The sequence below is a fragment of the Streptomyces sp. NPDC087428 genome, from assembly GCF_044744085.1.
In the GTDB taxonomy this organism is placed as follows: domain Bacteria; phylum Actinomycetota; class Actinomycetes; order Streptomycetales; family Streptomycetaceae; genus Streptomyces.
Window position 1 is genome coordinate 40,177 of sequence record NZ_JBIUXR010000010.1, and the last position, 12,222, is coordinate 52,398.

The 12,222-nt window shown below is 71.2% G+C and carries 11 protein-coding genes and 2 pseudogenes; 8 read left to right on the plus strand and 5 right to left on the minus strand.

Annotation, left to right across the window (positions count from 1 at the left end):
• Window positions 1-3: 3 nt before the first annotated feature.
• Window positions 4-441: pseudogene (locus tag ACIO3R_RS21835) on the plus strand (DUF6309 family protein); the annotation flags it as partial.
• 39 nt (window positions 442-480) lie between these two features.
• Here the strand turns inward: ACIO3R_RS21835 and ACIO3R_RS21840 are convergent.
• Complete coding sequence (locus ACIO3R_RS21840) at window positions 481-1,230, minus strand: SDR family oxidoreductase (RefSeq protein WP_385030363.1); 750 nt, start codon at window positions 1,228-1,230, stop codon at window positions 481-483.
• Window positions 1,231-1,317: 87 nt separating this feature from the next.
• Between ACIO3R_RS21840 and ACIO3R_RS21845 the strand changes: the two genes are divergently transcribed.
• Window positions 1,318-2,652: an aspartate aminotransferase family protein gene (locus ACIO3R_RS21845; protein WP_402107913.1), complete on the plus strand. Its 1,335-nt coding sequence runs from the start codon at window positions 1,318-1,320 to the stop codon at window positions 2,650-2,652.
• On the opposite strand, the gene ACIO3R_RS21850 is transcribed toward ACIO3R_RS21845, so the two are convergent.
• Together ACIO3R_RS21850 and ACIO3R_RS21855 are read right to left on the minus strand one after the other, a co-directional pair.
• Complete coding sequence (locus tag ACIO3R_RS21850) at window positions 2,556-3,143, minus strand: helix-turn-helix domain-containing protein (protein WP_402108397.1); 588 nt, start codon at window positions 3,141-3,143, stop codon at window positions 2,556-2,558. The two genes, ACIO3R_RS21845 and ACIO3R_RS21850, sit on opposite strands and share 97 nt — an antisense overlap.
• A gap of 46 nt (window positions 3,144-3,189) precedes the next feature.
• Complete coding sequence (locus tag ACIO3R_RS21855; RefSeq protein WP_402107916.1) at window positions 3,190-4,056, minus strand: NAD(P)H-binding protein; 867 nt, start codon at window positions 4,054-4,056, stop codon at window positions 3,190-3,192.
• 121 nt (window positions 4,057-4,177) lie between these two features.
• Between ACIO3R_RS21855 and ACIO3R_RS21860 the strand changes: the two genes are divergently transcribed.
• The 3 genes from ACIO3R_RS21860 (at window position 4,178) to ACIO3R_RS21870 (ending at window position 5,910) form a co-directional block, all read left to right on the plus strand.
• Window positions 4,178-4,633: a MarR family winged helix-turn-helix transcriptional regulator gene (locus ACIO3R_RS21860; protein WP_385031992.1), complete on the plus strand. Its 456-nt coding sequence runs from the start codon at window positions 4,178-4,180 to the stop codon at window positions 4,631-4,633.
• A 234-nt stretch (window positions 4,634-4,867) separates the two neighbouring features.
• A complete protein-coding gene (locus ACIO3R_RS21865; protein ID WP_402107918.1) occupies window positions 4,868-5,194 on the plus strand; it encodes a hypothetical protein in 327 nt (108 codons plus the stop codon).
• 146 nt (window positions 5,195-5,340) lie between these two features.
• Entirely contained in the window at window positions 5,341-5,910 is a 570-nt protein-coding gene (locus ACIO3R_RS21870) for a hypothetical protein (protein WP_402107921.1), read from the plus strand.
• A gap of 144 nt (window positions 5,911-6,054) precedes the next feature.
• Here the strand turns inward: ACIO3R_RS21870 and ACIO3R_RS21875 are convergent.
• A pseudogene (locus ACIO3R_RS21875) lies at window positions 6,055-6,267 on the minus strand (hypothetical protein); the annotation flags it as partial.
• 110 nt (window positions 6,268-6,377) lie between these two features.
• Here ACIO3R_RS21875 and ACIO3R_RS21880 point away from each other — a divergent pair.
• From ACIO3R_RS21880 to ACIO3R_RS21890, 3 genes are all read left to right on the plus strand, one after another.
• Entirely contained in the window at window positions 6,378-7,799 is a 1,422-nt protein-coding gene (locus ACIO3R_RS21880; RefSeq protein ID WP_402107924.1) for a hypothetical protein, read from the plus strand.
• Between the two features lie 397 nt (window positions 7,800-8,196).
• Entirely contained in the window at window positions 8,197-9,366 is a 1,170-nt protein-coding gene (locus ACIO3R_RS21885; RefSeq protein ID WP_385032005.1) for a hypothetical protein, read from the plus strand.
• Window positions 9,363-9,854: a hypothetical protein gene (locus ACIO3R_RS21890; protein ID WP_402107927.1), complete on the plus strand. Its 492-nt coding sequence runs from the start codon at window positions 9,363-9,365 to the stop codon at window positions 9,852-9,854. The genes ACIO3R_RS21885 and ACIO3R_RS21890 overlap by 4 nt, the downstream gene beginning before the upstream one ends.
• 67 nt (window positions 9,855-9,921) lie before the next feature.
• Here the strand turns inward: ACIO3R_RS21890 and ACIO3R_RS21895 are convergent, their stop codons facing one another.
• Complete coding sequence (locus ACIO3R_RS21895) at window positions 9,922-12,051, minus strand: tetratricopeptide repeat protein (RefSeq protein ID WP_402107929.1); 2,130 nt, start codon at window positions 12,049-12,051, stop codon at window positions 9,922-9,924.
• Window positions 12,052-12,222: the final 171 nt, after the last annotated feature.

Consider the following 12,222-nt stretch of genomic DNA (forward strand, 5'->3'; position numbering starts at 1 on the left):
GTCATGCACCACTTCTCGCGGAAGCACCCATTCGACGGAGCCGATCAGGCCAACTCCAACGACGAGGCCGAGGGGCACATCCGCAACGCGCACCGGGAGTCGGACGGCCGCTGGCATCGGGTCCTGCTGGAGGGCCCTGAGGTGCGGGCCGTGATGCTTCCTTGGCACCTGGGGGAGGGCGGAGAGCTGGAACTCATCCCCAAGACCGGCTTGAGCGTGGACGAGGCCGTGGACCGGCTCGCGACGCTGGGTGCCTCGTATGCCGACACCAACCCCTTGTGCGCGTTCAAGATCGGCCGACAGTCCACGGCTGCGCGGCTTCCCCTGTTCCTGAGCACCAGCCCCGCCCCGGGGCCCGACTACGCGTCCTTGGTGGTCCGCGAAGGCCTGATCCATCTGGACGGGCTGCATCGCATGATCGCTTGGGCCCGGTCGGGGCAGTTGGTGCCCGGCACCTGGTTCGAGGCGTATGTGGCCGGCCTAACCCCGTCCCACGTACGGCATGGAGCTGGGCATGACCAGGACGGACTGAATGTTCACGCCGAGCGGCAGGGCGGCCATGGCGCGCACCATGTCCACGACGTGCCGGACGTCCATGGTGGGTTCGACCCGCCGTGAACCGTCGGCTTGCAGGACCATCGGCTGGGGACGGTCCTGCGGCGTGACGTTGCCGATGTCGATCTGGCCGCACGAGATGTCGTGGCGACGGCCGTCCAGGGACAGCGAACGCGTCATCCCCGCCACCGCGTGCTTGGCCGCGGTGAACGCCAGGGAGTCCGGCCGGGGCACCTCGGCGGACGGTGCTCCGTTGTTGATGATCCGCCCCCCGCGCGGTGTCTGCCGCTTCATCACCCGGAAGGCGGCGCGGGAACACAGAAAGGTCCCGGTGGCGATGGAGTCCATCACGCGATGCCAGTCCTCGGGTGCCACATCCTCGGTCGGGGTGTACGGCATGGTGTCGGCAGCGTTGTTGAACAGCACGTCCACCCGGCCGAAGCGGTTCACGACGTGTCCGAACAGGGCGTCCACGGCAGCGGGATCGGTGATGTCGGCGGGGAAGGGAACCGCACGTTCACGACTGCCGACAGGGGCTTCCGCGACGGTCTCCGCCAGCGCTTCCACCCGCCTGCCGACCAGGACCACGGTCCAGCCGTCGTCCAGCAGGCCCAGCGCACAGGCTCTCCCGATCCCGCTGCCCGCACCGGTGACGACAACCGTTCTCCCGTCCACGCCCCACCTGTCCCTCCGCCGGCAGTCCTCCGCACGGAGGGCTCTCCGAGCGTGCCCAACCGCCCCTCACCCAAACAGGAGCCGTACATGAATGGCCACATAAAGGCGTTGGGCGGCACCGAAGCCAGCCGGGCCTGGTTCGACCGGGCCCAGGCTTCCCTTGCGGGAGGCATCAGCTCTTCCTCCCGGCTGACCTCGACGGGACCGCACCCATACCCCCTGTACATGACCAGCGGTTCCGGCAGCCACATCCGGGACGTCGACGGAAACGACTACATCGACTACCTCATCTCGTACGGCAGCGCAGTGCTGGGACACGCCCCCGCGCAGCTCACCGAGGCACTCACCACCGTGTTGTCCACCGGCACGATGTTCGGCACCTGCAACACGCCGGAGGTCGAACTCGCCGAGCTGATCTGCGAGCTGGTGCCCTGCGCGGAACTCGTACGGTTCGCCAACTCGGGAAGTGAGGCCGTACAGGGCGCCGTGCGGGCAGCCCGCGGCTACACCGGACGCTCGAAGATCCTCAAGTTCGAGGGCCACTACCACGGCTGGACCGACACCCTGGCGATCTCGAACCGGCCGGACGCCTCCGAGGCCGGCCCCTATGCCGCTCCGAACCCCGTACCCCACTCCCCCGGCATTCCTGCCGGGGTCGTCGACGACGTCATCGTCTGCCCGTGGAACGACCCTGCCGCACTCCGCGCGGTCCTCGACGCCCATCGGGGGGAGATCGCCGCGGTCATCTGCGAACCGATCGTCGCCAACAACGCCTGCACCATGCCCGTACCGGGCTACCTGAGCCTGCTGCGGGAGGAATGCACCGGACGCGACATCGTGCTCGTCTTCGACGAAGTCTGCACCGGATTCCGCACCGGTCCCGGTGGCGCGCAGGCGATGTTCGACGTCGTGCCCGACCTCGCCGTGTTCTCGAAGGCGCTGGGCGGCGGTCTGCCCGTCGCCGCGTTCGCGGGGCTCCGGCATGTGATGGAACCACTGGCACAAGGCCGTGTGAAGCACGGCGGCACCTACAACGCCTCGCCCCTGTGCGCGACGTCCGCGCTCGTCACCCTGCGCGAACTGAACCGGCCGGATGTCATCAACCGCATCGAGAACAGTGGCCGAAGGCTTATGGAGACGATCCGGCGCGCCGCCCATGACCGGCACGTCCCCTGCGCGGTGCAGGGCGTCGGCGCCATGTTCCAGACCGTGTTCACCCCCGACGGCACGCCGACCCGCCAGTACCGCGATCTCCTCCGGACGGACCAGGCCCGCTACCACTCCTTCCGCCACGAACTCCTCAAGCGCGGAGTCCATACGAACGCCTACGGCATGGCCTGCTGGTTCGTCCCCTCCGCCGTCACGGAAGACGACCTGGACGCCACGTGCAAGGCCATTGAGGAGGCCTTCGCGGCCATGTGACCAAGCACGGCTCGGTCCCGCCCCTCGAACGTATCGCCGGAACCGGGGCCCGAGTCAGGGGCCCGTGGCTCGCCGCTGTCTATGGAGGCGGAGATGGACCCGGCGATGGCCTTGGTGGCCACCTCGCGGGGCAGTTCCGAACATGACCGGCGCGACAACGGCGTGCCGGTTTCGGCAGGAAACCGGCACGCCGGCGCTTCGATCCCGGCGACCTGCAACGCGGTGAACGACGGCGGCCGGCCGGACCGTCTGCGGTCGGACAGCCCGGCAAGGACCCGCTCGGCGAACCGGACCCGCCAGGTACGGGCCGCGTCCAGGTGCAGGCCCGTCCCGCGAGCGATGCGCGCGTTGGAGCGTGCACGAGCAGCGTGGAGGACGACCTGGGCGCGTACCCGCAATCGGCACTCAGTCTTGTGACCGTAGGCGGCCTTCTTTGGCCGTGCGCGTTCGGAGGCGGTCAGGCCTGTCGGGCGGGCAGCGCAGACCGGCACGGCGGGCAGACCCCAGAATCGCAAGAGGGCGTGGTCGTCTCTCGGCTCAGGCGGTTTCAGGCCGTCGGAACGCGTCGGCGTTACGCGCGCACCAGTCCGCGAAAGTCCGCGGCTTGCGCCCGAGCAGTCGCTCGACGGTGTCCGTCCGGAACCCGATGGTGTCGGCGCGCATGAGGGTGAAGCCCTCGGTGACGGCGTCGGCGAGTGCCTGGGGCGCCCCGTCGGGGAAGCGGAACCGTACGGCCTCGGCCGGTGTGGTCACTTCTCGGACCTCGACTGCGCGGCCGATCGTCTCGGAGATGACCCGGACCTGCTCCGTGACGGTGAACGTCTCGTCGCCGGTGAGGACGTACGCCTTGTCCTGGTGGCCGGCCTCGGTGAGGACGAGGGCGGCGACCGCGGCGATGTCCGCGGGGTCGATCGGCGCGTGGCGGCCCTGGCCGACCGGGTCGAGGACGTAGTTTCCCTCGCGGATGGTGGGCAGCCAGTCGAGGGCGTTGGTCATGAAGCCGCCGGGCCGCAGGAAGGTGGCGGGTATGCCGGAGGCACGGATGATCTCCTCGCGTTCGTGATGCCAGCGGGCCATGGCGGGCAGCGGGTCAAGGGTGACGTGGAGGGAGGACAGGTGCACGATGTGGTGCACTCCGGCGGCCTCGGCGGCGGCGATGGCGGCGGTGGTGTAGTCGGTGCCGATGCCCTGGGTGAGCAGGAAGAGTGTGTCGACGCCGGCGAAGGCGGGCGTCAGGGTCGAGGGTTCCCCCAGGTCGCCGACGGCGCGCTCGGCGCGGTCGGGTAGTCCGGCGGCGCGGGCGGGATCGCGGACGAGGAGGCGTAACTTTGCGCCCTGCGCGTCGAGTTGGCGGGTGAGTTCACGGCCGATGTTCCCGGTGGCTCCGGTGACCAGTATCATCATGGCTCCCTAAGTCGTTTGCCGTCTAGCGAATTCGAGGGAACGCTAGCCGGTGAATGATTAGCCGTCAATCGACTTGCTTGTGGTTCGGGCAGCCGTTCCCACACATCACCGGAAGGCCGCGATGGCTGAGTTCCTGGACCTGCACGGCAGAACGTCGAAGGCGCTCCGGGCCCTGGCCGACGCGGCCATGCGACGCCATGGGCTGCACGTCGGACAGAACTATCTGCTCGCGATGCTGTGGGAGCGGGACGGCAGCACGCCCGGCGAGGTCGCCGCCGCGCTGAACGTCACGACGCCCACCGTCGTCAAGATGGCTGACCGGATGACCACCGCCGGGCTACTCACCCGTCGCCGTGACGACCGGGACAACCGCCTCGTCCGGCTCTGGCTCACCGACGCGGGGCGTGCGCTGCAGAAACCGGTCGAGGCGGAACGGCGGTTGATCGAGGAGAGGGTCACCGCGGATCTCACCGAAACCGAACGCGAAACCCTCTTGAGTGCCCTGGCGAAGGTCCACCGGTCGGCGAGCGAGCTACTGAGCGAGCCCATCGACTACGGCCGCTCCGCCATCACCTGACACTCCACGCCACCTCTCTGAACAGGTCCGACAAGCACCAGGACGGCTTCCCGCCCACGCCCACCGACGACTTCCTCGACCCCATGAGGATGCCTCGGACTGCGCGACCGGCCACTACCTCGCCGCCCCCGAGAACCCACCCCCAATCCGGCGCACGTCAACCCTCGAAGAACTTCCGCAGCCGACCGCTCAGTTGACTCAAGCGCACCGAGCAACGGCTCGAAGCCTGACAGGGTGAGGACCATGCAGTACTGCGAACGCCATGAGATGAACAACTGCGCGGACTGCGCTCCGCGCCCACCCCGCGGCAGCGCGCCCACCAGCGAATGGAGCGACTGGCCGGTCGCTGCGATCATCGTCCACGCCAGTGGCAAGGCCCACCTTCCCGGTTGCGGGCACATCGTCCCGGCCGACATCCGGCCACCCGTCTACGGCTGGGTGCTCACCCCCTCACCCGGGGCATGGCGTCGTCTCGCGCCCTCCAGCCCGCTCCACGCCACCCAGGGCAACGTCGAGCGGGCGGCTGTGAGCCGCTGCGAGAGTTGCGACGCGACGCAATAGGCACGCCGCTCGATTCCTTGGTGGGGAAGAGCTGCGCCCCCTGCCCGGTGACCCTCCGCACCGGTGGCGGTACCTGGGACGAGTGTCAGTGGGATGCGATAGACACTCCACCGAGCGTCCGGCAGTACGAACCTGAGAAGGCGGCCATGGCAGTCGACGGAACATCGGCGGGTACACCACCGGCGAACGACACCGTGGACCTGACCACCGGGCTGCCCGGCCGCACCGGTGCGATCGGCGGCATCGAATCGCTGGTCCTCGACGGCCGCCGCCTCTTCTTCGGCTTCGACTTCTCGTCCGACCAGGTGCTCTCCCCGCTGATCGACGACGCGGGAGCCATGGCGCAGTTCGCCGCACGGCACATGCGCCAACGTACGGGCGCGCACGACGAGGCCTACTGGGCGGAACTGGTCCGGGCCTCGATCGACGGCTCTGACCTGGTATGGCGCGACGCACAACGGGCCTTCAGCAGCGCGGCGTTGGAGAGCCGGGACGCCGGTGACGCACACGGGCACCTGCTGTACCTGCTCGACGCGGCCACCCTGTGGGACGGACACATACCCGCCGATCTCCCGCCCGGCACGGCCCGTCCCGGCGACGACACGGCGGAGGCGGAGGAGCGGGTGCGCGAGGCGCTGCGTATGCGCTCCACCGTGGCCAACTGGTCCCTGTTGTTCGGGCCTTACGCCCGTGGAGCCGAGCGCGCAGCGCATTGACGGGGCACCCGGCGGGGCAGGTCATTCGCCTCCTCGGCCTTCTCGGGAACTTCTGGAACCTGGCGGGGGGACTATTTGAACGTGTCTCCGATCTCGTGGACCCCGGGCCGGCCACCGTGACCACCTTCAGAGCGGGTGGCGTGTTCACTGTCCTCGTCGGGATGGGCTGGGTGGCGTCGGGCCTACGAGAGATCTTCTGGTGAGTCCGCGGTAGCGGATGAGGGTGCGGGCGATGCTGGCGAAGGCGAGGAAGCCCTCGGCCTTGCGCTCGTGGCGTCGGTGGAGCCGACGGCAGCCGGCGAGCCAGGACACGGTGCGTTCGATCGTCCACCGGTGGCGCCCAGGCCGCCGTGTGGCTCGATTCCGTCGAGGCGTAGCCCCCGCGATCAGGGTGCGGGACGATGGGGCGGCGGCGAACCCCGGCCATGCTTCGTTCCGCGAGGCACGGGGCGGGACTTGGGGGGACCATGCGCAGCTACGGCAGTGTGGTGATCGGCAACCTCGGCTGCGCCGTGATCCTCTGCTTCCCTGTTCCGCTCGCCCTCCTCATCGGGTACCAGGCCTGGCGCGCGGGCGAGGACTGGGCCTGGATCGCGCTCGCCATCGGAGGGGCCGGGTCGGCCGCGATCCCTCTGATGACTCTCCGGTTCACGCGCGACGCATTCCCCCGGATCACGCGCAGGGACGGGCTGAAGGACCGGAGCGTCTCGTACGGGGACGACACCTTCGTGCTGTGGGCTCCCCGGTCGGAGCAGGCCCCGGCACAGGCGCGGCTGGTGCGGGCGAACGTCCTGGAGGCTTCGCTCGTGCACTACGAACCCGAGGGCGGTGGGACCTTCACCACCTACGGCGGCGACTTCGCCCCCGACGAGTTCACCCCGGTGATCAGGATGCGGCTGCACGTGCGCGACGGCGAAGAGACCGGGGGCGGCGCCCCGTTCGACGTCACGGTCCGGTGCCGGGTGCCGTCCTTGTGCCTGTCGGCGGTCACCGCGGGCCGGCTGGCCGTGCTGATCGATCCGGGCCGTCCCGCCGACCCGGCCGATCCGGGGGTCCCCGGACGGGTCACCCCTCTCTGGCCGCGCAGCGCTCTGCTGGCGGGCACGAGAACCTGCCGGGTCATCGGTCTGGACGGCCGGCTGACCGACGTGACCCGGTACCCCGTGCGCCAGTTGCGCCAGATGCGGATCTCCCTGGAGGCCGGGGGCATCGAGATGGACGGCGACACCATCGATCTGCGGCGCCTGGACCCCGCCGTCGCGGCGCGCTACACCGCCGTGGCCGAACAGGACCGCGCCGCCCCCGAGGACCGGGCGCCGGTGACCGAGCCGGGCGAGGAGTACCGGTGGCTCGTGGACAGCCTTCCGGGTGAGGCGGCGGGGTTCGGTTCCGTCGGCCGCCGGTGGTCGCGCCGCGGGGGTGTGCTGGTGCGGGCCCGGTTCCTGCAGATGACCGCCACACAGACCTTCCAGCACCACGGGCCGGTCCTCGACACGGTGCTGCGTGTCCGTCCCGCCGACGGCACCCCCGCGTTCGACGCCGCCCGGCGCATGACGGTGCCGATGGGCTACCTCGCCGTCCTGCACCGCACCCGGGAGGTCGTCCTGTACGCCGCTCCGAACGGCCGCTCGTTCGTCGTCGACTGGCCCCGCACCGGCCTCCTCGCCGGCACCGGGGCGGCCACGGTCATCACCCCGGGCGGCCGGGAACTCCCCGTCACGGGACGCCCCGAGGTGATCTGGGCCCTGATGAACCTGCTGGCGTCGCGGGGCCTGTCGAACCCGGCTCCCGTCCTGGACCTCCGCAAACGCCGCCTGCGCGGCGTGGCCGGGGCGGTGATGGAAGTGCTGGGAGACGGCGCCTCCGCGGTGGCTGCGCAGGACCGGTAGCAGCGGCACCGCCAGGCACGCGTCCTGCGCGGGACCGGCGCCATCGGGCCGCGCCCGCGACGCCGCCCGATGCCCAACGCCGCCGCCCACCGCCGCCGCCCGGCAGAGCGCTGCAAGGTTCTCGCAAGGATCCGTCGAGCCTTCCGTCCCCACGGCAGGGCATCCCGTCGGCAGAAGCAGTTCGTGGCACTCGAAGAGAAGCCAACAGGGGGACGCCATGAAGGCGTTGAGTACGGCGGAATCGAGCACGACCGGAGCGGGTACGACCGGAGCGAGTACGAACGGAGCAGGTAGGGACGGAGCGGGTACGGACGGGCCGGGTACGGCCGAGGCGAGCAGGTTCGAAACGGACGCCGTCGGGGCGCACGTGACCGAGCCACGGCAGTGGCTGACGCTGGTGGGGCGCAAGAAGGTACTCGCGGTGATCCACACCGTGACGTACGGGAAACGGCTGCTCGACATCCTTTCCCTGCTGGAGGCCGACTTCCGGCTCCAGGTCGTCTTCACGGCACCGCCGCACGCCTTCGGCGGCGACGTGCCCGCCTTCCTCGCGAGGCTGGGAAGCGTGGTGCTGCCGTGGGACCAGGCGACCCGCATGACCTTCGACCTCGCGCTCGCCGCAGGGCCGCGCGGTGTGCAGTACATCGACGCGCCGCTGATCACGCTGCCGCACGGGGCGAACTACCTGAAGCGGGTGACCGGCGGAGCGAACGCGGGCGTGGCGGGCCTGCGCAGGCAGGACCTCCTGCCCGGTGGGCGGCTGCCGGCCGCCGTGGTCGTCCCGCACCACGCCGAGCTGAGCGAGCTGGCGCGCGACTGCCCGGAGGCGCTCCCGCTGGCGCACGTGATCGGTGATCCCGTGCACGACCGGATCACCGCCAGTCTGCCGCTGCGCGCCGCGTACCGCCGCGCGCTCGGGCTCGCCGCAGGACAGAAACTCGTCGTCGCGGTCTCGACCTGGGGAGCGCACTCGTCGTTCGGCCGGTTCGACGCGCTGCTGCCGCGGCTGATCGGGGAGCTGCCGGCGCCGCGCTACCGTACGGCCCTGCTCGTCCACCCCAACGTGTGGGCCGGGCACGGGGCTTATCAGGTCAGGTCGTGGCTGGCGCGGTGCGCTCAGCTGGGAATCGCGGTCGTGCCGCCCGAGGCGGACTGGCGCAGCGTCCTGATCGCGGCGGACCGGATCATCGGCGATCACGGTTCGGTAACGCTCTACGGGACACTGACCGGGGCGCCGATGCTGCTGGCCACCTCGCCGGAGCGGGAGATCAATCCCTCCTCGCCCGCCGCGACCCTCGCCGCCCGCACCCCGACGATGTCCCCCACCCATCCGCTGCTGGACCAACTCGACTACGCGGCAAGGGAGTACCGGTCCGAGGACTATGCCGCGATCAGGTCCCGCATCACGTCGGAGCCCGGCCGGTTCAACCGGAACATGCGCAGGCTGATGTACGGGATCCTGGGGATGGGCCAGCCCGCGCACGAGCCGGTGACCGTCCCGCTGCCGGAGCCGGAACCACTGCCGCCGGCCGCGTGGGCGCCGGGGCGCGGGGAGGTGTCGGCGTGAAGCGCTTCGTCGTGGTGGAGGCGAGCCCCTTCCCTGATGTGCTGCGCGCCCGTTGCGCCGGCGCGTCGTTCAGCGTGCGGCTGAGCCCTGCGGACCGCGTCCACGGCGCGTCGGTCATCGACGAGCACCTCGTCGTGGACGTGGACGCCTGCCGGGACAGCTCCCTGCTGGACTGCGCGGACGTACTCCAGGGAAGCCGGGCGCACTCGGTCCCCGATGCCCTGCGGCGGCTGGCGGAGCTCAGCTCGGCCCACCCGGCCTGCGGCATCGCCGCCGTGCCCCTGACCGCCGCCGGTACCGGAGGCGCGGGCGGCTGGGCCCTGGCCGGCGGCTCCGACCGGTCCGTGGTCCTCGTACCGTACGTCCCCGGCCAGCCGTCTCAGGGGTCCTCGGAGCAGTCGTTGCTGCCTTCCTGCCTGCACGCCTGGCTGGTGGCGGGGCGCTCGCTGCGGGAGTGGCCGTACGCCCAGGACGCACCGGGCAGCTGACCGGCGCACGTTCCCCTCGCCCACCCCGGGACCGGGCCGTCGACCACGGCCCGGTCCCCCTAGCGGATCACCCGCCCCCGCCCCCGCCCCCGCCGAGCCGAAGCGCGTCGGCGGGGCTCGTGGTCTCGAACAGGGCGAGGGCCCGCGCGAGGAACTCCTCCGCGGCCGTCGCGTCCCCGTGCTCCGCGGCGCTCTCGCCCAGCATCTCCAGGGTGCGCGCCTGCCAGAAGGCCGCTCCTGAGCCGGTGAAGACCGCCAGGGCCTCGTTCATCCTCGCCACCCCCTCCGCGTACGCGCCCGTCCGGACAACAGCGCGCCCCAGGAGGGCGAGGGCCCGCGCGGCGTCGTGCGGGTCGTTCACCGCCACCATCGCGTCACGGGCGCGGGTGAAGCAGTCGACCGCCTCGTCCGCGGCGCCCGTCGCGAGGGCGATCTCGCCGAGCGTGGTCCGGGCGAGAGCCGCGCCCCGCGGGTATCCACAGCCCTCCCAGACGGAGATCGCCCGGTTCAGGTGGGTCACGGCATCGGCGGGCCGCCCGGCCTCGCGATGGCACGCGCCGAGGCCCAGCAGCGCCTGGCCCTCGTCCCGTACGTCACCGGCCTCGCGCGCGGCCCGCAGGGAGTCCCGGTACCAGGCGGTGGCGTCCTCGGTGCGGCCGGCGGCGCCGAGGCCGATGGCTCCGGAGTTGAGCATCTGGCGCTCGGCCTCCCTGTTCCCGGCCTGCCGGGCAGCCTTCAGGCCGATCTCGTGGGCCTCGATCCAGTCGGCGTAGTGGCGCAAGCGCAGGAAGAGCGGCCACAGGGCGTCCACCAGCATCCAGCTCGTGTCGTACCAGCCGCTGTCCGCGGCGAGCCGGACGGCAGCCATCAGATGCGTCCGATGGGCGTCGAGCCAGCCGAGCGCGGCGATGTCGTCGTCGAACGGCAGTGGGAGGTCCGGCCGGTGGGCGTACGTCCTGGGGAGGGTGAACTGCACGGGGGTCAGGCGCTCCTGTGCCGCCGTCGCCGTGTACAGGCTCCAGTCGCAGAACCGCCGCAGCGCCTCCTCGCGGGCGGCGCCCGTGTCGTCCTCCTGGGCGCGGTCGTGCGCGTGGATCCGTAAGAGGTCGTGGAAGCGGCAGCTGTCCGGGCCGACGTCCTCCACGAGATTCGCCTCGACCAGCTCGTCCAGCCGGCGCTCCGCCCATTCCCGCGACTCACCGCAGGACGCGGCGGCGATCGCCGTGTCGAAGGTGCGTACGGGAAGCAGACCGAGTGTCCGGTACAGCCGCGCGGTCCCGCTGCTCAGCACCGCGTACGACGCGTCCAGGGCCTTGCGCACCGAGGTCTCCCCTTCCACTTCGAGCGCGGCCAGCCGGCCACCGCCCGCGTTACGGGCCAGGGCGTCGGCAAGCGCCCCGACCGACTGTCTCGGCCTGGTCGCGAGCCGGGCCGACGCCAGGCAGACCGCGAGCGGGAGGCCCGCGCAGAGGGCCACCAGGCGGTGGACCGAAGAGAGTTCGCCCGCGACGCGGTCCGCGCCGATGCCCCGGGTGAGCAGTTCGACACCGGCGGCCGGACCGAGCGCGTCGAGCTGGTGAAAGCCCGCCCCCTGCATCCGCAGGCCGGTCAGCCTGCGGCGGCTGGTGACGACCACGAGTCCGCCCGGCCCGCCGAGCAGCAACGGCCGGATCTGGGCGGCCGTGAACGAGTTGTCCAGCATGATCGCCATCCGCCGGTCGGCGGTGAGGGACCGCCACATGGAGGCCAGTTCGACCGCGTCCGTGGACGGCGGCCCGGAGCCCAGCGCCCGGAGGAACTGGCCGAGGATCTCCGCGGGCCCCACCGGCCCGCCCGCCGAGTGCCCGCGCAGGTCCGCGTACAGCTGCCCGTCGGGAAACTCGGTGCTCAGCGAACGGAGCCATTTGGACACCAGGGTCGTCTTGCCGATCCCGGCCGGACCGCTGACGACGATCAGCGGCGCCCCCGTACCACGCAGGCCGTCCAGCGACGCGAGATCCCGCTCCCGGTCGGTGAAGTGAGCCGGAACGGGCAGCAGTTGGCGCGGCGGCGGGGGCCGTGTGGGCGCCGCCGGCGCGGAGTGGACATGAATGCCGCCGTGCACTTCACGGGCCTGGACGGTGGGACCGTACAGTCTGGCCTCGCCACCGATCTCATTTCCATGTGGCCCTTGTGGGACCGCACTTGAATCACTCATCTATCCGCCCCCCGCAGATCGATTGCCCATGACGCGAACCCTTTCGAGTCCTACCCCGGCACGCCTTGGAATGACCATCAGGAATAAGAACGGATCGCGCCAACTATGGCAACGGTGTATGGCGATATTGGCCGCGAAATGACATGCTCGTGGGCCATCCGACGGACCAGC